The organism is Pseudomonas neustonica (assembly GCF_003797945.1).
Classification (GTDB): Bacteria; Pseudomonadota; Gammaproteobacteria; order Pseudomonadales; family Pseudomonadaceae; genus Halopseudomonas; species Halopseudomonas neustonica.
The window spans coordinates 31,107-51,280 of sequence record NZ_RKKU01000001.1; the positions used below are offsets into that span (position 1 = coordinate 31,107).

At 57.3% G+C, this 20,174-nt stretch carries 12 protein-coding genes; 6 read left to right on the plus strand and 6 right to left on the minus strand.

Features of this window, described 5'->3' with window-relative positions; genetic code table 11:
• Positions 1-190 precede the first annotated feature (190 nt).
• Positions 191-1,294 carry a glycine oxidase ThiO gene (thiO, locus tag EF096_RS00110; RefSeq protein ID WP_123887564.1) on the plus strand — a complete coding sequence of 368 codons (1,104 nt, stop codon included), beginning with the start codon at positions 191-193 and terminating at the stop codon, positions 1,292-1,294.
• A 135-nt stretch (positions 1,295-1,429) separates the two neighbouring features.
• Here the strand turns inward: thiO and EF096_RS00115 are convergent, their stop codons facing one another.
• The 3 genes from EF096_RS00115 to EF096_RS20780 are packed head-to-tail and all read right to left on the minus strand — an operon-like array spanning position 1,430 to position 4,880.
• A complete protein-coding gene (locus tag EF096_RS00115) occupies positions 1,430-2,773 on the minus strand; it encodes a sigma-54-dependent transcriptional regulator (RefSeq protein WP_123887566.1) in 1,344 nt (447 codons plus the stop codon).
• A 45-nt stretch (positions 2,774-2,818) separates the two neighbouring features.
• On the minus strand, positions 2,819-4,408 hold the full coding sequence (locus tag EF096_RS00120; RefSeq protein ID WP_123887568.1) for a two-component system sensor histidine kinase NtrB: 1,590 nt from the start codon (positions 4,406-4,408) through the stop codon (positions 2,819-2,821).
• Positions 4,392-4,880 (minus strand): PP0621 family protein, encoded by a 489-nt coding sequence (locus EF096_RS20780; protein ID WP_310734970.1) that lies wholly within the window; start codon positions 4,878-4,880, stop codon positions 4,392-4,394. The genes EF096_RS00120 and EF096_RS20780 overlap by 17 nt, the downstream gene beginning before the upstream one ends.
• Between EF096_RS20780 and EF096_RS00130 the strand changes: the two genes are divergently transcribed.
• Complete coding sequence (locus tag EF096_RS00130; RefSeq protein ID WP_123887572.1) at positions 4,785-6,416, plus strand: NAD+ synthase; 1,632 nt, start codon at positions 4,785-4,787, stop codon at positions 6,414-6,416. The two genes, EF096_RS20780 and EF096_RS00130, sit on opposite strands and share 96 nt — an antisense overlap.
• Positions 6,417-6,681: 265 nt before the next feature.
• On the opposite strand, the gene EF096_RS00140 is transcribed toward EF096_RS00130, so the two are convergent.
• Positions 6,682-7,671, minus strand: a complete 990-nt coding sequence (locus tag EF096_RS00140) for an outer membrane protein assembly factor BamD (RefSeq protein ID WP_123887576.1) — start codon at positions 7,669-7,671, stop codon at positions 6,682-6,684.
• A 179-nt stretch (positions 7,672-7,850) separates the two neighbouring features.
• Here EF096_RS00140 and rluD point away from each other — a divergent pair, with 179 nt between their 5' ends.
• The 3 genes from rluD (at position 7,851) to clpB (ending at position 12,353) form a co-directional block, all read left to right on the plus strand.
• On the plus strand, positions 7,851-8,810 hold the full coding sequence (gene rluD / locus EF096_RS00145; protein WP_123887578.1) for a 23S rRNA pseudouridine(1911/1915/1917) synthase RluD: 960 nt from the start codon (positions 7,851-7,853) through the stop codon (positions 8,808-8,810).
• A complete protein-coding gene (gene pgeF / locus EF096_RS00150) occupies positions 8,807-9,538 on the plus strand; it encodes a peptidoglycan editing factor PgeF (protein ID WP_123887579.1) in 732 nt (243 codons plus the stop codon). Before rluD ends, pgeF begins: the two co-directional genes overlap by 4 nt.
• 247 nt (positions 9,539-9,785) lie before the next feature.
• The gene (clpB, locus tag EF096_RS00155; protein ID WP_123887580.1) at positions 9,786-12,353 is read left to right on the plus strand and encodes an ATP-dependent chaperone ClpB; all 2,568 of its coding nucleotides are present in this window, start codon (positions 9,786-9,788) and stop codon (positions 12,351-12,353) included.
• A gap of 253 nt (positions 12,354-12,606) precedes the next feature.
• Here clpB and aceF read toward each other — a convergent pair whose 3' ends face one another.
• Positions 12,607-14,262, minus strand: coding sequence for a dihydrolipoyllysine-residue acetyltransferase (gene aceF, locus EF096_RS00160; protein WP_123887581.1), 1,656 nt, complete (start codon positions 14,260-14,262; stop codon positions 12,607-12,609).
• 11 nt (positions 14,263-14,273) lie between these two features.
• Positions 14,274-16,931: a pyruvate dehydrogenase (acetyl-transferring), homodimeric type gene (gene aceE / locus EF096_RS00165; protein WP_123887582.1), complete on the minus strand. Its 2,658-nt coding sequence runs from the start codon at positions 16,929-16,931 to the stop codon at positions 14,274-14,276.
• Positions 16,932-17,225: 294 nt separating this feature from the next.
• On the opposite strand from aceE, the gene glnE reads away from it, so the two are divergent.
• The gene (glnE, locus tag EF096_RS00170) at positions 17,226-20,174 is read left to right on the plus strand and encodes a bifunctional [glutamate--ammonia ligase]-adenylyl-L-tyrosine phosphorylase/[glutamate--ammonia-ligase] adenylyltransferase (protein WP_123887583.1); all 2,949 of its coding nucleotides are present in this window, start codon (positions 17,226-17,228) and stop codon (positions 20,172-20,174) included.

Genomic DNA, 20,174 nt, shown 5'->3' on the forward strand with positions numbered 1-20,174 from the left:
GGGCGAGGGCAGGGCTTATTCATTTATGCGTAGTTGTTTACGCCGGGCGCGACGAGTCAGAATACACGCCTTGCCTTTATTGACGCTGCGCAAGGCCTGGTTGGAGTTTTGGTTGTAGGCTGCGTTTCCTGAGGTTGGGGCTACAGGTGTCCGACTTATTGCTTTAGAACTTTTTGCTAGCGAGGCTTAGATGCAGGAGATTGTGGTGGTAGGGGGCGGTGTGATCGGCTGTTTGAGTGCGCTGAATTTGCTGGAGGCGGGGTGTCGAGTAACGCTGCTGGAACGCGGAGAGTTGGGGAGAGAAGCCTCATGGGCTGGTGGTGGTATCGTCTCGCCCTTGTATCCCTGGCGTTATCAGGCGTCTGTCAGTGCGTTGGCGAATTGGTCACAGGGCTATTATCCAACCTTATCTGCGCAGCTTTTGGCGCAAACCGGAATCGACTCAGAAGTAGAGCCTTGTGGCCTGTTGTGGCTGGATCACGCTGAGCGTGACCAGGCACTTGCCTGGGCGCAGCAGCGGCAGCAGCCTCTGGCTGAGGTTGCGAGCGAGTTTGTCTATGAGCGAGTGCCACAACTGGCCAGCGGTTATCAAAGTGCGCTGTGGCAGGCTGACCTGGCCAATGTGCGCAATCCCAGGCTGTTGCAGGCGCTGCGAGCCAGATTGCTGCAGTTTGCTGAGTTTAATCTGCAGGAACATAGTACGGCGACCGGGTTGTTGCGTGACGGAGATCGGGTTGTTGGCGTTACCACTCAATTCGCTGAATATCGCGCTGATGCTGTGGTGGTGGCAGCGGGTGCCTGGTCTGGCGACTGGCTGGCGGAGGCGGGCCTCAGTCTCCCGGTCGTTCCGGTCAAAGGTCAGATGCTGTTATATAAGCGTGAGCCTGGTTGGCTGAAGTCAGTGGTGTTGTATGAAGGGCGTTATGCGATTCCGCGTCGCGATGGGCATATTCTGATCGGTAGCACGCTGGAGCATGCCGGTTACGATAAAAGAACCAGCACGCAAGCGCTTGAATCACTGCGGCAATCGGCAGAGGGATTGTTGCCGGAATTGCGGGAGCTGTCCCCGGTTGCCCAATGGGCCGGCTTGCGTCCAGGCTCTCCCGAAGGTGTGCCCTACATTGGTCCGGTGTCTGAGCTGCCGGGTTTGTGGCTGAATGCAGGACATTATCGTAATGGACTGGTGCTGGCGCCAGCCTCCTGCCGGCTGCTCGCCGATCTGCTGTTGCAGCGTCAGCCGGAACTTGATCCTGCGCCCTATCTGCCAGCCGGCCGCGTGTGCCAGCCGCTTTAGCGGGACAGAAAATCAATGGAAAAATAAGCGGGACCCGCGTTGATTCAAAAAAGCGCTGTGGTCCACGCTTTTCCAGCTTCCAGCTTCCAGCTTCCAGCTTCCAGCTTCCAGCTTCCAGCTTCCAGCTTCCAGCTATCAGTCGTCCAGCCCCAGTTTTTTCAGGCGATAGCGCAGGGAGCGGAAGGTGAGCCCCAATCTTTTGGCCGCGGCGGTTTTATTCCAGCGTGTTTCTTCCAGCGCCTGAGTAATGGCCTGACGCTCTATGTTATCGAGAAAGTCTTCCAGATGGTCGATCTGGCTTAGATCCTGGCTGTCGTCACCGCCGGGTGAAGGGCAGCCAGATAATTGTAAATCCGAGGTTTCAATGCGCTGGTTCTCGCACAGCGTAAAGGCGCGCTCCAGTGTGTTCTCAAGCTCTCGCACGTTACCGGGAAAACGGTAATTGCACAGCATCTCCATACAGCTGTCGGTGATCTGTGGCGTCGGTAGTCCATTGCGCTGCGCCAGCTTGCCGAGGATATGGCGAGTGAGCAGGGGTAAATCTTCACGTCGCTCGCGTAGCGGTGGCACCTTTAATTCAATAACGTTGATGCGGTAGAACAGATCCTGTCGAAAACGACCTTCCGCTACCTCAATGGCCAGATCCTTGTGCGTTGCACAGAGTAGGCGTACATCGACTGCTTCTTCCTGTTGCGTACCCAGGGGTCTAACGGCCTTTTCCTGAATCGCGCGCAGCAATTTGACCTGCATCGCCATGGGGAGGTCGGCGACTTCGTCGAGGAACAGAGTGCCGCGGTTTGCCGCCTGAAACAGGCCGGGTTTGTCCGCTACAGCGCCGGTGAAGCTGCCCTTACGATGGCCGAAAAACTCGCTTTCCATCAGCTCCGAGGGTATCGCGCCGCAGTTCACCGGAACAAAGGGCTGCTCAGTGCGAGGGCCGAGCGCATGTATCCGGCGCGCGACTAACTCTTTGCCGCTGCCGGACTCGCCACTGATATACAGCGGAGCCTGGCTGCGCGCGAGTTTGCCGATCTGTTTGCGCAGGCGCTCCATGGGCGGTGATACCCCAAGCAAGGGATCCTGCTCCTGCCCCTCAGGTTCGCTAGCGGACTGAGTTAATTTTAAGGCCGCGCTGACGAGTTCGCGCAGGCGGTTTAGATCAACCGGTTTGGTCAGGAAGTCGAAGGCGCCGGCTTTTAAAGCATTGATGGCGGTGTCCAGGCTGCCGTAAGCCGTAATCATGGCAACCGGCGTACAGGGGCTGTGTTGCTGGATATGCCGTACGACGCTCATGCCGTCTCCGTCAGGCAGACGCATGTCGGTCAGGCAGAGTGCATAGTGATTTTTGCGCAGCAGAGAAAGAGCCTGGTTCAGGGTGCTGGCGCTTTCAGTACAGACGTTCATGCGTCCAAGCGTCAGATCCAGTAATTCAAGGATGTCGGGCTCGTCGTCAATGATCAGGACAGTGGGTTTACTCATGTCAGCCTTGGGTGCTCCTTGCCTTTAAACGTGTTACCTGGTCAATCATACCAGTCGTTTGGGGTGGGCGAAGGTAATACGCATGCAGCTGCCGGTAGGGGTGACTGTCTGATACTCCAGCCGAGCCTGATTGCTTTCGCACAGTTCACGTGAAATATAAAGACCAAGACCGGTGCCGCTGGCTTCAGTAGTGTAGAAGGGCTCAAAGATATGTCCAACGTGCTCTGCTGCTACGCCAGGGCCGTGGTCGATGACTTCTATCGTTGGTAACTGACTGCTGCTGTCTTCATACAGCTTCAGATAAATCGTCCTGTGGCTGCCGGCCGCGCCGCTATACCGAAAGGCGTTTTGGCACAGGTTATCGAGCACCTGGGTTATCTGATTCGGGTCCACTCGCGTCAGTATGCCTTCTTTCTCGATTTCGCATTCTATGGTGTCCGTGGCCGGGTTGGCGGCACGAAAGTCGTTGAGGAAGTTGGAGGTCCACAACGCCAAGTCAATTAGCTGTGGCTCGCTGGGGCGACGACGTGAGAGCTCCAGCACGGTCTCTATGACGCGATTCATGCGCTTTGAATGCTGCTGGATGATCTCGGTCAGGCGCAGATCTTGTTTGTCCATTTGATCTGATTCATTGAGTAGCTGCGCCGCATGGCTAATGGCACCCAAGGGATTGCGTATCTCGTGCGCAATGCTGGCCGTCAGTCTGCCCAGTGAGGCCAGTTTGAGCTGCTGCGCCTGTTGTGCAATCTGAGTGCTATCGTCCAAAAAAATCAGAATGGTATTGTCGCCGCTATCACCCAACGGTTTAAAGTTGGCCAGCACCTCGGTACTGCCACTGTGGCTCTGGAAGGAGGTCGAGCGCGTTGACGGGTTACGTCGCCATTGCTGCAGTCGCTTGTCCAGCTCTGGCACCAGCTTGTTGAGCGCTGCGCCAGTGAGAATAGGCCGTGCCAGCATTTGTGCGCTGGCTTCATTGCCCGCGACGATGCGGTTGTCGGAGCCGACCACGACGATGCCAGTACGCATGCGTTGAATAATCAGCTCGTTCAGCTCCTCCATGCTGGCCAGGGTCGCCGCCTGTTGCTGTGCCAGAGTTTCCGACAGATACAGTCGTCGGCTAAAGCGTTGTACAAAAAGCGCCACGGCGAAATAGATACAACCCAATACGCCGACCTGCAGATAACTCTGGCCGATGTAGGGGTGTGTCAGGCTAAGGAAGAAGGTCAGATAGATCAGACCGATGCTGGCCAGGGCGGGCAGTAACAGGCCGATACGGCCATGCAGCAGGATATTGCCAATCGCGACAGGGATGATCAACAGGTTGCCAAAACCGCTACCTACACCACCTGCGGCGAAAAATACCACGCCAAGCAAGCCGATATCGGCCAGTGTCAGGATGAAGACATGCAGGTCGCGTCGACCGCGATGCAGTAGCAGTGCTACCAGAACATTGATGAACAGGTAGACCCAGCTGGTCTTCGCGTAGAGCGGTGGATCGCTCAGATCGAGCAGGCCGTCACGTAAGACCGAACTGGTGAGGAGCGTCAGGCCGAAACCCAGAATCACCCGATAGAGATTATAAATGCGGAGCAGGCGAGGCCGTTGCGAGTCTATCTGCTCACTCTGGCTGGGCATCACGATGCTCCGCACAGCAGTACCAGTTATCGTTGGCACGCAAGGCGCGATCGCGCGGCAGATGTACCTGGCAGTGCGCGCATCGCACCATTACCGGTGCCTGGTCACGCGGCGAGGGTGATCCCTTGGCCCGGTTCTTTACAATCTGAGTGCGTCGCCACAGGTTGAGAGCCAACCAGATAAGCGCGCCGAGAATTATCAGTTTTATCAAGCCCATGACCACTGCTATACAAAGTGAAGGTGGATTAGTGTAGCCCATTGGCCGCAGCAGCCAAAGCGGCGGAGCCTGGCCTTTGGCAGACTCAGAGCACGCGACGATTGCGAGGCTGCGGTGCATGCCGGACAATAGGTGCCATTCTGATTCAGGAGAGTGAACATGGCAGCGACCTTGCGCCTCGTGATGGCCCAGCTGAATATGCGGGTCGGCGATATCCCCGGTAACCTTGATCGCATCATTAGTGCGTCTGTACATGCACGTGATGAACTGGGGGCACGGGTCATTTTGTTTCCCGAGCTGTCTTTGTGCGGTTATCCGCCTGAGGACTTGTTACTGCGCTCGAACATGCAGGCGCGTATTGAGAGTGCGTTGCAGCGATTGTGTGATGAAGTGCAGGGCATTCATGTCGTAGTGGGCTATCCCTGGCAGAGCGAAGGGCAGTGTTTCAACATGGCTGCCGTCATCGCCGATGGGAAAATAGTCGCTTCCTATGCCAAGCAGCAGTTGCCCAATTACCGCGTATTTGATGAAAAGCGCTACTTCACCGAGGGCGATGGCGCCTGTGTAGTGGACATAGAGGGTCTGCCGGTTGCGCTGAGTATTTGTGAGGATATTTGGCATCCGCAACCGATGGCGCTCGCGGCCCAGGCCGGTGGACGCCTGATGCTCAATCTGAATGCCTCGCCATTTCATATGGATAAGCAGCAGGAGCGTGAAGCCATGTTGGCTGAGCGTGCGCAGCAAGGCGGCATGCCGATCATTTACGTCAATCAGGTGGGTGGGCAGGATGAACTGGTGTTTGATGGCGGCTCGGTCGCCATTGGCAGCAGTGGGCATGTTGCCTGTCGGGTCGGGGCCTTTGATGAAGGCTTGTATCCGGTGGACGTGCTGTTTGACGATGAGTCGGTCAAGTTGCATCAGGGGGCGCTGGCCGCTATGCCGGAGCTCGAGGCAAGCGTTTATCAGGCGCTGGTCACCGGGGTGCGCGATTACGTCAATAAGAACGGCTTCAAGGGAGTGGTGCTTGGGCTATCGGGTGGTATCGATTCTGCGCTGACGTTGGCAGTGGCAGTCGATGCGCTGGGCGCTGAAAGGGTTGAGGCGGTGATGATGCCCTACCACTACACCTCCGGCATGAGCCTCGAAGACGCCGAGGCGCAGGCTAATACCCAGCGGGTTACCTACCGTGTGCTGCCCATCGCGCCTATGGTTGAGGCGTTTATGACTACGCTGGAGCCTGTTTTCGCCGGTCTGCCGCGCGACACTACGGAAGAAAACCTGCAGGCGCGCTGCCGTGGCACGTTATTGATGGCGCTATCGAACAAGACTGGCTCGCTGGTACTGACCACAGGTAACAAGAGTGAGATGGCCGTGGGTTATGCGACCTTGTATGGCGATATGGCCGGCGGCTTTGATGTGCTGAAGGATGTGCCCAAGACGCTGGTGTTCCGGCTGGCTGAGTATCGCAACAGCATCGACCCGGTTATCCCGCAGCGCGTGATTGATCGACCGCCATCTGCCGAATTGGCACCGGACCAGAAAGATGAGGATTCGTTGCCGGCTTACCCGGAGCTGGATGAGATATTGCGTCTGTACATCGAGCATGATCAGTCAGCGAGTGCGATTATCGCCGCTGGCTTTGCCGAGGATGTGGTCAAGCGTGTGCTCAGGCTGGTTGATCTCAATGAGTACAAGCGCCGCCAGGCTGCGGTGGGTGCACGGGTTACCCAGCGCGGCTTTGGGCGTGACCGTCGCTATCCTATTACCTCTGGTTGGGCACTGGATGATTGAGCAGCCACAAGCCATAAGCCATAAGCCATAAGCCATAAGCTTCAAGCTTCAAGCTTCAAGTAAGAGCAAGAGCAAGAGCAAAAGCAAAAGCAAAAGAAAAAGAAAAAGCAAAAGCAAAAGCGGCTTGACGGTGGTGATAGTGAGTTTACGCTTTTGTAGCTTGTAGCTTGTAGCTTGTAGCTTGTAGCTTGTAGCTTGTAGCTTGCAGCAACAAAAAAGCCCGCGCTGATGCAAATCAGCGCGGGCTTTTTTACAGGGTCAGATTTTAGTCAATCAGACCGAAGGTGATGCGGTTCCAGAATGAACGGCGGCCTTCTTCGTCATGCACTCGAACCTCACGGGGCAGAGCTGCCACAGCGTCTTGGTACTCGCGATCCATCTGGCGTTGCATCTGCGTTTTCGCGGTGCGTGGCGGTGGTGCAGTCAACACATCCATGGCGCTGACGGACATGGATTCCATCCAGTTCATCTCAGGCTGGCTGGGCTCGACGTGATGCTTGAACTTGCCTTTAACCAGTGCTGGATGCTCGGGGTAATTCAGTTTCAGGGTCTCCAGCGCGCTGTCAGCCAGATCGTGCATCGCCAGGCGGTCATAACCGGCAACCATGAGCGCCAGGCCGTTGCCTACCGCTGGGGTCTGCTGGTAGTTCTCCACAATGTAGCGGCCGCGGTTGGCAGCAGCCAGGTAAGCGCCGCGCTTGAGGTAGTAGTGACCCACGTGGGCGTCGTAGTCGGCCAGCAGGTTGCGCAGGTATACCATGCGCAGACGAGCGTCAGGGGCGTATTGGCTATTAGGGTAACGGTTGATCAACTGCGCGAAGTCGTTGAACGAGTCACGGGCTGCACCCGGATCACGGCGGGTCATGTCCAGCGGCAAAAAGCGCTCGAAGATGCCCCGGTCGCGGGTAAAGGAGGCCAGGCCGCGAATGTAGTAGGCGTAGTCGACATTGGGATGCTGCGGGTGCAGGCGAATAAAGCGATCTGCGGACGCTGTGGCTGCCTCCGGCTCCATATTTTCGTAGTAGGCGTAGATCAGCTCAAGTTGCGCTTGATCGGCATAGCGGCCGAACGGGTAACGCGATTCCAGCGCCCGCAGGGTCTCAATCGCAGGGCCAAAATTTTCTGCGTCCAGATCGGTTTGCGCTTTGCGGTAAAGCTCTGATTCGCTGAGCGACTCGTCGATTACGGTCTTATTGGTAGAACAGGCGGCAACAAAAGCGAGCAGGCCGACCAGCAGGAGATGTTTCAGCGACATATCATGACATCCGAATGGACGGCGCCACGCTGTTTCGACAGCAGCCGTCCTGTTATAGTTAAGGCTTGTGCAGCAGTCCCGGCAAACCGGGAAAAGCCGTATTTAACCACAGCGCAGAGACGAAACCAAAAGGGATTGCATCTGCCGCTTCATAGTCCGCTTTATCCAACGAGTCCTGTATGACCGATCGTATTCTTTTGTCTGCACAAGTTAGTCACGAGTCAGGTAGTCAACGCCTTGACCAAGCGGCGGCCCAATTGTTTCCTGAACACTCGCGGTCGCGCCTGCAGGCTTGGATAAAAGATGGCAGTCTGCTGGTTGATGGCGAGCAAAAACGAACGCGCGATATGGTTTACGGCGGTGAGCAGCTGACGCTCAATGCTGAGCGTGAAGTGCAGGGAGACTGGCAGCCTGAAGCAATTGCTCTGGACATTATCTATGAAGACGATGCTCTGCTGGTAATCAACAAACCAGCCGGTCTGGTGGTGCATCCGGCCGCCGGGCACCGCGATGGCACGCTGTTGAATGCGCTCCTGCATCACTCGCCTGAGCTGGCAAAGGTGCCGCGCGCAGGTATTGTGCATCGCCTGGATAAAGACACCACAGGCCTGATGGTGGTCGCCAAGACAATTGAAGCGCAAACCGATCTGGTGGCGCAGCTGCAGGCGCGGACCGTAAGCCGTGAGTACGAATGTGTGGTGGTCGGCGTTATGACCGCGGGCGGCAAGGTTGACCAACCTATTGCGCGGCACGGTACGCAGCGGCAGAAAATGGCAGTAGTTGCTGGCGGCAAGCAGGCGATCAGCCATTATCGCGTGATCAATCGCTTTCGCGCGCACACTCATGTGAAGGTCAAGCTGGAAACCGGCCGCACTCACCAGATTCGCGTCCACATGAGTCATATTTACTTTCCGCTGGTAGGCGACACCACCTACGGTGGCCGGTTGCGTATTCCGCCAGGCGCCAGTCCTGAGTTGATCAGCGAGTTGCGCGAGTTCCCTCGTCAGGCACTGCACGCACGCCGGCTTGAGCTGGAGCACCCGCTGGATGGTCGTCTGATGCAGTGGCAAGTCCCTATACCTGCTGATATGCAGCATCTGCTGGCGCTGCTTAAAGAGGACGGTGAGATAGCCGAATGAGTCCGTTGTGGATCAGCGCCGAATGGCCAGCGCCTGCGAATGTACGAACCTGCATCACTACGCGCCGTGGTGGTTGCAGCCAGGGACCCTGGAAGGGCTTTAATCTGGGTAGCCATGTGGGTGACGAAGTCAGCCACGTGGCGGCCAATCGTGCCGAACTGCAGCGCGTACTGGGCTGTGCTCCCGCCTGGTTGAACCAGACCCACAGTACGCATTTGGTTAAGGCGGACGCCACTCAGGTTCTCGACGCCGACGCCAGCTGGACCAATGAGCGTAACATCGCCTGTACGGTGATGACGGCAGACTGTTTGCCGGTGCTTTTCTGCAATAAGGATGGCACTCGTGTTGCTGCCGCTCACGCGGGCTGGAGAGGTTTGCTCGATGGCATATTGGAGCAGACGATAAAAGGTATGGGTAGCCCCGGTTACTCGCTAATGGCATGGCTGGGGCCGGCTATTGGTTCGCAAGAGTTTGAAGTCGGACCTGAGGTGCGCGCGGCGTTTATTTCCGCAGATGCGCAATCCGCTGCTGCTTTTCTGCCCTCCGCGCGTGCGGGGCATTATCTCGCCGATATCTATTTACTTGCACGTCAGCGTCTTGCCAATGCCGGGGTCACTGCAGTCTATGGCGGGGATTTATGCACTGTCAGCGAGCCTGCGCGCTATTTTTCCTATCGTCGTGATGGGCAAACCGGACGCTTCGCCTCCTTGATCTGGTTACGCGACTGATCATTTTCTACTGTCCAATCAATTGGCAGCTCATTAGCGCAGACCGGGCGTTGATCGGCTAGGCTTGGGCGGTGGCGATATTTTTTGCTGAAGCGTCAATGAAAAAGGCTAAGTGACAAAAAATTGACCCTTATCAGCTTCCTTGGCCTTGAAAGCGCCATAATAGTCCTCATTAAATAGTCATGAATATCGACTCTGCCTACCGCCACCCTTGGCGGTTCAGGCCACTTAACACAGGACGAATACCATGCGTATTGACCGTATGACCAGTAAATTACAGGTCGCTTTGTCCGACGCGCAATCGCTTGCGGTTGGGCGCGACCACACTCAGATCGACACTCTCCACCTGTTGGTAGCGCTGCTGGAGCAGCAGCAGGGCTCAATCAAGCCGCTGTTGATGCAGGTGGGCTTTGACATCAATGCGCTGCGTAGTGAATTGGGCGGTGCGCTCGATAAGCTGGCGACCGTGAGTAACCCTACGGGTGATGTCAGTATGTCTACGGATCTGGCCCGGTTGCTAAACCAGGCCGACCGTCTGGCGCAGCAGCGTGGCGATCAATTTATTTCCAGCGAGCTGGTGTTGCTTGCCGCGATGGATGAAAACACCACCGTTGGCAAGATACTGCTTGGCCAGGGCGTGTCCAAAAAAGCGCTGGAGAACGCTATCAGCAACCTGCGTGGTGGCGAAGCAGTGAACGATCCCAACGCCGAGGAATCGCGCCAGGCACTCGACAAGTACACCGTTGACCTGACCAAAAAAGCGGAAGACGGCAAGCTGGATCCGGTGATTGGTCGTGACGATGAAATCCGTCGCACCATTCAGGTGTTGCAGCGTCGGACCAAGAACAACCCGGTATTGATCGGTGAGCCAGGCGTGGGTAAAACCGCCATTGTTGAGGGTTTGGCCCAGCGCATTATTAATGGCGAGGTGCCCGATGGCCTGAAAGACAAGCGCTTGTTGTCGCTGGATATGGGCTCACTCATAGCGGGTGCCAAGTTCCGTGGCGAATTTGAGGAGCGTTTGAAAGCGGTACTCAATGAGCTATCGAAACATGAAGGTCGCGTCATTCTGTTTATTGACGAGCTGCATACCATGGTCGGCGCCGGTAAGGCTGAAGGCTCGATGGACGCCGGTAACATGCTGAAACCAGCACTGGCACGTGGCGAGCTGCATTGCGTGGGCGCTACCACGCTGGATGAGTATCGTCAGTATATCGAGAAGGACGCCGCGCTCGAGCGTCGGTTCCAGAAGGTGTTGGTGGACGAGCCTTCCGAGGAAGATACCATCGCAATTTTGCGGGGTCTGAAGGAGCGCTATGAAGTGCACCACAAGATCACCATTACTGACGGTGCGATCATCGCTGCGGCCAAGCTGTCGCATCGTTATATCACCGATCGCCAGCTGCCGGATAAGGCCATCGACCTGATTGATGAGGCCGCCAGTCGTATCCGCATGGAAATTGATTCCAAGCCGGAGGCGCTGGATCGTCTTGAGCGGCGTTTGATTCAGCTCAAGGTGGAACGCGAAGCCTTGAAGAAAGAGGATGACGATGCCGCGCTCAAACGGCTGGAAAAGTTGAAGGAAGAAATAGCCAAGCTGGAGCTTGAATACGCTGATCTGGAGGAGATCTGGAAGTCAGAGAAAGCCGAAGTGCAAGGCTCTGCACAGATTCAGGAGCGTATTGAGCAGGCCAAGGCCGAGCTGGAACAGGCGCGCCGCAAGGGCGATCTGAACCGGATGGCTGAGCTGCAGTACGGTGTGATTCCGGATCTGGAGCGCAGCCAGCAGATGGCTGAGCAGCATACTAAACCGGCTAACCAGTTGCTGCGCAACAAGGTTACCGATGAAGAGATCGCTGAAGTGGTCTCCAAGTGGACCGGCATTCCGGTGTCCAAGATGCTGGAAGGTGAGCGCGATAAATTGCTGCGCATGGAAGACGCTCTGCATAAGCGCGTCATCGGACAAAACGAGGCCGTGGTTGCCGTATCGAACGCGGTACGTCGCTCGCGTGCGGGGCTGTCTGACCCGAACCGCCCCAGCGGTTCCTTTATGTTCCTTGGGCCAACCGGGGTGGGTAAAACAGAGTTGTGCAAGGCGTTAGCCGAGTTCCTCTTTGATACCGAAGAGGCCATGGTGCGGATCGATATGTCCGAGTTCATGGAGAAGCACTCGGTTGCCCGGTTGATCGGTGCGCCCCCGGGCTATGTGGGTTACGAGGAGGGTGGCTATTTGACCGAGGCGGTGCGCCGCAAGCCCTATTCGGTGATCCTGCTGGATGAGGTCGAGAAGGCGCATCCGGACGTGTTCAACGTGCTGCTGCAGGTGCTGGAAGATGGCCGCCTCACCGATAGTCAGGGCCGTACGGTTGACTTCCGCAACACCGTGATCGTGATGACCTCCAACCTGGGTTCAACCCAGATCCAGGAGCTGGTGGGTGATCCTGAGGCACAGCACGCGGCGGTTATGGATGCGCTGGGCCAGCACTTCCGGCCGGAGTTCATCAACCGCGTCGACGAAGTGGTGGTATTTGAGCCGCTGGGTCGCGAACAGATCGCCGGGATTGCGGAAATTCAGATGGGTCGCTTGCGCGAGCGTCTGGCTGAACGCGAACTTGATCTGCAGCTGAGCGCTGAGGCACTGGAGAAACTGGTAGCAGTGGGTTACGACCCGGTTTACGGGGCGCGGCCACTCAAGCGGGCTATCCAGCGCTGGATCGAGAACCCCTTGGCGCAGCGGATTCTGGCTGGGGACTTTGTCTCGGGTGCGACTATCCAGGCCAAGGTCGAAGGCGATGAGTTTGTGTTTACTGTCTGATTGATGGTGTAGCGTTAAGAAGCCCCGCACGGGAAACCGTGCGGGGTTTTTTGTTTGTGTGGTCTTACTCAAGCCTGCTTTTCGCCCTAGGCCATCCCGGCCACGCGGCCCCTCGGGTTCGCTGCGTTGCTCGGCCTGGCGGGGACCGGGGCCGTACCGAGCTCGCCGTCTGGTGGCAGAATCAGCGACTTCTGAAATAGTGAAAAAAAAGCCCCGGGAAATCCCGAGGCTTTTTTACAGTGCTATCGAACGCTTACAGCAACATGGAGCGGATATCGCCGAGCAGTTCACCGAGCCGCTTGGTGAATTGCGCCGCCGCTGCGCCGTTAATCGCACGGTGGTCGTAGGACAGTGATAGCGGCAGCATCAACTGCGGCTGGAACACTTTACCATCCCATACCGGCTGCATGGTTGCCTTGGAAACCCCCAGAATTGCAACTTCAGGGCTATTCACAATAGGTGTGAAGTAAGTGCCGCCGATGTGTCCCAAACTGGAAATGGTAAAGCAGGCACCCTGCATGGCGTCGGCACCAAGTTTCTTGTTGCGCGCCTTCTCTGCCAGCTCAGCCGCTTCGCCTGCCAGTTGCAGCAGACTCTTCTTGTCGACATCGCGAATGACTGGAACCAACAAGCCGTCCGGCGTATCAACGGCAAAGCCGATATGCACGTACTTCTTCTGGATCAACTGCTTGCCATTGGGCGCCAGCGCCACGTTGAAGCCCGGTTGTTCGTTCAGAACATGTGCGCAGGCCTTGAGCAGGAAGGGCAGGATGGTCAGCTTGACGCCAGCCTTTTCTGCCACGGCTTTCTGGTCTTTGCGGAAGACTTCCAGCGCGCTGATGTCTGCCAGGTCAAATTGGGTGACATGCGGTACGTTTAGCCAGCTGCGATGAATGTTGGTCGCACCAGCCTGCTGCAGGCGAGTCATGTCCTTGGTTTCAATCTCGCCAAAGCGCGAGAAATCGACTTCAGGCACGGCCGGAATACCCGAGCCACCAGCAGCCGTGGGCGCGCCTTTCTGCTGTTTCATTACCGCTTTTACGTGCTGCTGCACATCTTCTTTGAGGATGCGATCACGCGGGCCTGACGGTTTGACGTCGGCCAGCTCGATACCGAACTCGCGGGCCAGTAGTCGCACTGCAGGGCCGGCATGGACCTTGGCGCCTTCGCGGCTAGGGCCACCGACCGGAGGCGGTGTATCGGCGTCCTGCGTCTTGCTCTGCGCTGGCTTGGGTTTATCTTCGCTAGTCGGCTCGGGGCTGCTGCTGGCTGCTTCTGCAGCGGCTTCCGGTTCTGCGTCGTCTGCGTCGTCTGCTTCGCCCTGAACCTGCATATGCATGATCAGATCGCCGGTTTTGACGTCCTGCTCCAGCTTCACCTCGATGGACTCGATCACCCCGGCGAAGGGCGCTGGCAGTTCCATGCTGGCCTTGTCTGACTCCAGCACCAGCAGCGATTGGTCGGCTTCGACCTTGTCGCCCTTGCTGACCAGAATCTCGATAACCTTGGCACCTGCGTCTGAGCCCAGGTCCGGTACCTTGACCGGCTCGCTCTTGCTGGCGGCCTGCTTCTGCTCGCCTTTGGGCTTCGCCGGTTTTTTCTCTTCCTGTTTGGGCTCCGACTCTTTCGCCGGTTCCTTGGCTGCGGATTTTTCCGGCTCGGCTTTGCTGTCGTCGCTGGCTACGTCCAGCTCGATCAGTGAGTCACCTTCTTTCAGGTTGTCGCCCAGTTTGGTTTTGATGGATTTCACCACGCCGCCTTTGGGGCAGGGTACTTCCATGCTGGCCTTGTCGGACTCCAGTACAACCAGGGACTGCTCCGCCTCGACGGTATCGCCTTCCTTGACCAGAATCTCGATGACTTCACCCTCACCGCCGCCGATGTCGGGTACTTTAATAACTTCACTCATACCGTCGCTCCTCAGCAGTCCAGTGGGTTGATCTTGTCAGGGTCGATACCGAAGGTCTTGAGTGCATCAGTCAGCACCTTGGGCTTCAGTTTGCCTTCTTCCACCAGCGCGCTAAGCGCGGTGTAGGCAACCCAGTGACGATCTACCTCGAAGAACTGGCGCAGTTTGCGGCGGCTATCGCTGCGACCGAAACCGTCAGTGCCCAGCACCTTGTAGGTGCCTGGAACCCATTCGCGAATCTGATCAGCGAACAGCTTCATGTAGTCGGTTGAGGCGATGACCGGACCGCTGCGCTTCTCAAGACACTGCTCAACAAAGGTGAGCTGCTTCTTGCGCGTGGGGTGCAGGCGGTTTTGACGCTCAGTCGCGAGACCGTCGCGGCGCAGTTCGTTAAAGCTGGTAACGCTCCAGATGTCGGCGGTAACGCCAAAGTCATCCTTGAGGATCGCTGCTGCCTCACGCACTTCGCGCAGAATGGTGCCGCTGCCCATCAACTGCACATGCAGGTCGCCCGGCTTGCCGGTCGAATCGAGCAGATACATGCCGCGCATGATGCCGTCCTGCACGTCCTTGCCCTTGGGCATGGCCGGCTGTTCGTAGGCTTCATTCATCACGGTCAGGTAGTAGTAGACGTTCTCCTGCTCTTCCATCATGCGGCGAGCGCCCTCGCGGATGATGACTGCCAGCTCGTAGCCATAGGTTGGGTCGTAGCTGCGGCAGTTGGGAATGGTGCTGGCCAGAATATGGCTGTGGCCATCCTCGTGCTGCAGACCTTCTCCGTTCAGCGTGGTGCGCCCAGCGGTACCGCCGATCAGGAAGCCCTTGGCGCGGCTGTCGCCAGCGGCCCAGGCCAGATCGCCAATGCGCTGGAAGCCAAACATCGAGTAGAAGATGTAGAAGGGCAGCATGGGCTGGTTGTGCGTGCTGTAGGCAGTGCCCGCGGCAATCCAGCTGGACATCGCGCCTGCTTCGTTGATGCCTTCTTCCAGAATCTGGCCCTTCTTGTCCTCGCGGTAGAACATCACCTGATTCTTGTCGACTGGCTCGTACAGTTGGCCAACCGAGGAGTAAATACCGAGCTGGCGGAACATGCCTTCCATACCAAAAGTACGGGCTTCGTCCGGCACAATGGGGACAATGCGCGGGCCGAGTTCCTTGTCCTTGACCAGCTGAGAAATAATGCGCACAAAGGCCATGGTGGTGGAAATCTCGCGATCTCCACTGCCGTCCAGAATGGCTTTGAGCGTATCCAGCGGCGGTACCGGTACCTTGTTGCTCTCGGTGCGGCGTTGGGGCATGTAGCCGCCCAAGGCTTCGCGGCGTGAGTGCAGGTATTTGTACTCGGCGCTGCCTTCTTCGGGTTTGTAGAAGGGCAGTTTTTCCAGTTCGTCGTCATTAACCGGAATATCGAAGCGGTCGCGGAATTTCTTCAGGCTGTCGATATCGACTTTCTTGGTGTTGTGCGCGGTGTTCTGACCTTGGCCAGCACCGGTGCCGTAACCCTTGATGGTCTTGGCCAGGATGACGCTGGGCTGACCTTCGTGGTTGACCGCATTGTGATAAGCCGCGTACACCTTGTAGGGGTCGTGGCCGCCCCGGTTGAGCTTCCAGATTTCTTCGTCGGACAGATCCTTGACCATGTCCTGCAGCTCGGGACGGGTGCCAAAGAAGTGCTCACGCACATAAGCGCCATCGTTGGCCTTGTAGTTCTGGTAGTCGCCGTCTACGGCGTCTTCCATGCGTTGTTGCAGCAGGCCGTTGTCGTCCTTGGCAAACAGGGGATCCCACATGCGGCCCCAGATGACCTTGATCACGTTCCAGTCGGCGCCACGGAAGCTGCCTTCCAGTTCCTGGATGATCTTGCCGTTACCGCGCACCGGGCCGTCGAGGCGCTGCAGGTTGCAGTTGATAACGAAGATCAGGTTGTCGAGCTTCTCGCGGCCGGCCAGAGCGATAGCGCCGAGCGATTCAGGCTCGTCGGTTTCGCCGTCGCCAACGAAGCACCAGACTTTCTGCTTGCCGGGCTCAATAAAGCCGCGGTGCTCCAGATACTTCATGAAGCGCGCCTGGTAGATCGCCTGGATCGGGCCAAGACCCATGGATACGGTCGGGAATTGCCAGAAATCGGGCATCAGCCAGGGGTGTGGGTATGACGAGAGTCCCTCACCATCGACTTCCTGGCGGAAGTTGTTCATCTGCTCTTCGCTGATACGACCTTCCATGAAGGCGCGTGCGTAGATACCGGGGGAAGCGTGCCCCTGGAAGAACACCAAGTCGCCACCGTGTTCTTCAGTCGGCGCCTTGAAAAAATAGTTGAAACCAATGTCATACAGGGTAGCGCTGGAAGCGAAGGTGGAAATGTGACCACCCAGGTCCGGGTCCTGTTGATTAGTACGCATAACCATTGCCAGGGCATTCCAGCGAACCATTGAGCGAATTCGACGCTCCATAAACAGATCGCCGGGCATACGGGTTTCGTGGGTAACCGGAATGGTGTTGCGATAGGGCGTGGTAATTGCGTAGGGCAGTGGGGTGCCGGTACGGCTAGCCAACTCGCCAAGGCGCGTCATCAGATAGTGAGCGCGATCTTCACCTTCATTGTCGAGTACGGATTCCAGGGCATCGAGCCATTCCTGGGTTTCGAGCGGATCGATATCGTCTTGCTTCATTATTGGTCTCCAGACCTTGTGGGCCTTGCAAGTGCCGGAATGCGCCATGCTGCTGTGAACGGATTAGTTCGCAGTCATGCCGTGCGCGGGTTTCCAAAACACCTGTGGGTGTTGTGACACGGGTTGACGGAATTTGTTCTTGTAGTTTTACTACAAAAAGACTGCTTATTCCAGCACGAATTAGCCTTTCATGTAGCTTTGCTACATTGTGACTCTCCGGTCGGCTTTGCCTGTGCTTTCCTGCCGACCGCCATCATGGCAAGCTGCCGTTTCGGTTTTTGTACAGGATAGACCATGGCCCATTCTCTGCCGCTTCTACCGGACGTATTGCGTCCCACTCTTGATCATCATTTGGCGCAATGGCGTGCCGCGGCAGATGCCGCTGGCTTGGCGTCGGAGCTGCCGTCACTCAGTGACGAGTTTCAACAGCAGTTACCCCAGGTATTGGCGGGCAGTGATTATGTCGCTGAGCAGTTACGACGTGATCCGGCGTTGGCATGGCGTTTACTCGAAGATGGTCTTTTATTGAGGTCACTGCATGGCGGTGAGATGCGCTCGATGCTCCAGCACGAGTTGCAGGATGTGGCCGATGAAGATGTGCTCGCGCAGCGTCTGCGCCGCTTTCGCCAGCTGCATCAGGTGCGCATCATCTGGCGTGATCTGACGCGTGTGGCGGTGCTGGCCGAGACCACTCGAGACCTGTCTGATATGGCGGACGTCTGTATCGACGAAGCCTATCGCTGGCTTTATGCGCAGACCTGCGTTGCGCTCGGTGAGCCGTGTAGTTCAAACGGGGAGCCACAGCACATGGTGGTATTGGGGATGGGCAAATTGGGTGCGTTTGAGCTCAACCTGTCCTCCGATATCGATTTGATTTTTGCTTACCCGGAACCCGGCGAGACGCAGGGCGGGCGGCGCAGCCTATCCAATCAAGAGTTTTTTATCCGGCTCGGTCAGAAGTTGATCAAGGCACTGGACGCGCCCACTGTCGATGGCTTTGTGTTTCGGGTCGATATGCGGCTGCGCCCCTATGGTGACAGCGGCGCGCTGGTATTCAGTTTTGATGCCCTGGAGCAGTACTATCAGAGTCAGGGGCGAGACTGGGAGCGCTACGCCATGATCAAGGCGCGTGTGGTCGCAGGTGATCAGGCTGCCGGCGCTGACCTGTTGGCGATGCTCAAGCCCTTCGTTTATCGCCGCTATCTGGATTTTGCCGCCATCGACGCGCTGCGCAGTCTTAAGCAGATGATTCAGCGTGAGGTGCAGCGCAAAGGCCTGCAGGATAACGTCAAACTGGGCTCTGGCGGTATTCGCGAGGTTGAGTTTATTGGCCAGGCGTTTCAGTTGATCCACGGCGGACGAGATCGTGCATTGCAACAGCGCCCGATTTTGGCCGTACTGCAAACCTTGGCAGCGAATAATTACCTGCCCGCCAGCGCGGTAGAGGAGTTGAGTGCGGCCTATTGCTTCCTGCGCGACACCGAGCACGCGTTGCAGGCCGTAGATGATCGTCAGACGCAGATGTTGCCAACTGATGCGCTGGGGCAGGCGCGGATCGCCTTCATGCTTGGCTTTGCTGATTGGGCGTCATTTCGTGAGCGGCTGGACCAGGAGCGCAATACGGTCGCTCGGCATTTTGCGGGGGTGATTGCCGATCCTGATGAGGATGAGGCTGAACCGCTTGCCCCCCACGCAGACTGGCTGCCACTCTGGGAGGGTACGCTGGATGAAGAGCAGGCTCTGGAGCAGTTAACTGAAGCAGGTTTTGATGATGCGGTTGCAGCGTTGCGCAAGCTGAACTCACTGTTGGCGTCCGGTCGCGTCAAGTCCATGCAGCGTCTTGGTCGTGAGCGCCTTGATGTGTTTATGCCGCGCTTGTTGGGCATGGCGGCAGAGCAGGAGAATCCAGACTTGGCGCTGGAGCGCGTGTTACCACTGATTGAGGCCGTGGCGCGGCGCTCGGCGTACCTGGTGTTGCTGACCGAGAATCCGAGTGCACTGCGTGAGCTACTGGTGCTGTGCTCAGCCAGCCCATGGATTGCCGAACAGATCACGCGCTATCCCGTGGTGTTGGATGAGCTGCTCAATGCCGGACGGCTCTATCGGCCGCCGGAACCGGATGAGCTGGCCGACGAGTTGCGTCAACAGCTGCTGCGTATTCCCGAAGATGATCTTGAGCAGCAAATGGAGACCCTGCGTTACTTCAAGCGTGCGCATATTTTGCGTGTAGCTGCCTCTGAGATCGCCGGCACATTACCCTTGATGAAAGTCAGCGATTACCTGACCTGGATTGCCGAGGCCATTCTGCAGCAAGTGCTTAAGCTGGCCTGGCGCGAAATGGTCTCTCGGCATGGTCAGCCTGCTCGCGCAGACGGGTCGCGCTGCGATATGGACTTTATCGTGGTCGGCTACGGCAAGGTGGGAGGCATAGAGCTGGGCCATGGTTCTGACCTTGACCTGGTGTTTGTCCACGATGGTGATCCACAATCGGAGACCGATGGCGCCAAGCCTATTGAAGGTAGCAAGTTCTTTACTCGCCTTGGCCAGCGCATTATCCACATGCTCAACACGCAGACGGTGTCGGGAGCGCTGTACGAAGTGGATATGCGTCTGCGGCCGTCAGGCGATTCTGGGCTGTTGGTGAGTTCGCTGACGTCCTTTGCCCGTTATCAGCGTGAAGAAGCCTGGACTTGGGAGCATCAGGCGCTGGTGCGCGCGCGCCCTCTGGTTGGCTGTCCTCGCCTTAGTGAGCGCTTTGCAGCTTTGCGCGCCGAGGTGCTAGGTCGCACGCGCGACGAATTGTCGCTTGCCCGTGGAGTGGCCTCAATGCGGCAAAAAATGCGCGATAACCTGGGTACGTCGGCGACTGCGGCCGGTACAAACGATGATGCTTTTACCGCTGCGCGCCTGTTTGATCTTAAGCAGGATGCTGGTGGTATCGTTGATATCGAATTTATGGTGCAATATGCGGTTCTGGCCTGGTCGTGCCGGTACCCCGAATTACTACGCTATACCGATAACATCAGGATTCTTGATGAGCTGCACAACGCTGGCCTGATCGCTGGCGAAGATGTACATCGTTTGCAGGAGGCTTACAAAGCCTACCGCGCGGCGGCTCATCGCCTGGCTCTGCAAAAGCAGCCGGGCAAAGTAAGCGGCGACCAGTTTCATGATTTCCGTCATGGAGTCATCAAGCTATGGCAGCAAATGCTGCCGCCCCCGGAGCCTGGCCCTTCTGTATGA

What these genes read in the sequence shown, in the direction of transcription:
- aceE (WP_123887582.1), bottom strand. Translation starts at nt 16,931, where the DNA reads ATGAAGCAAGACGATATCGATCCGCTCGAAACCCAGGAATGGCTCGAT.
- rluD (WP_123887578.1), top strand. Translation starts at nt 7,851, where the DNA reads ATGACCGATCGTATTCTTTTGTCTGCACAAGTTAGTCACGAGTCAGGT.
- EF096_RS00115 (WP_123887566.1), bottom strand. Translation starts at nt 2,773, where the DNA reads ATGAGTAAACCCACTGTCCTGATCATTGACGACGAGCCCGACATCCTT.
- thiO (WP_123887564.1), top strand. Translation starts at nt 191, where the DNA reads ATGCAGGAGATTGTGGTGGTAGGGGGCGGTGTGATCGGCTGTTTGAGT.
- EF096_RS00140 (WP_123887576.1), bottom strand. Translation starts at nt 7,671, where the DNA reads ATGTCGCTGAAACATCTCCTGCTGGTCGGCCTGCTCGCTTTTGTTGCC.
- aceF (WP_123887581.1), bottom strand. Translation starts at nt 14,262, where the DNA reads ATGAGTGAAGTTATTAAAGTACCCGACATCGGCGGCGGTGAGGGTGAA.
- EF096_RS20780 (WP_310734970.1), bottom strand. Translation starts at nt 4,880, where the DNA reads ATGTACAGACGCACTAATGATGCGATCAAGGTTACCGGGGATATCGCC.
- clpB (WP_123887580.1), top strand. Translation starts at nt 9,786, where the DNA reads ATGCGTATTGACCGTATGACCAGTAAATTACAGGTCGCTTTGTCCGAC.
- glnE (WP_123887583.1), top strand. Translation starts at nt 17,226, where the DNA reads ATGGCCCATTCTCTGCCGCTTCTACCGGACGTATTGCGTCCCACTCTT.
- EF096_RS00120 (WP_123887568.1), bottom strand. Translation starts at nt 4,408, where the DNA reads ATGCCCAGCCAGAGTGAGCAGATAGACTCGCAACGGCCTCGCCTGCTC.
- pgeF (WP_123887579.1), top strand. Translation starts at nt 8,807, where the DNA reads ATGAGTCCGTTGTGGATCAGCGCCGAATGGCCAGCGCCTGCGAATGTA.
- EF096_RS00130 (WP_123887572.1), top strand. Translation starts at nt 4,785, where the DNA reads ATGGCAGCGACCTTGCGCCTCGTGATGGCCCAGCTGAATATGCGGGTC.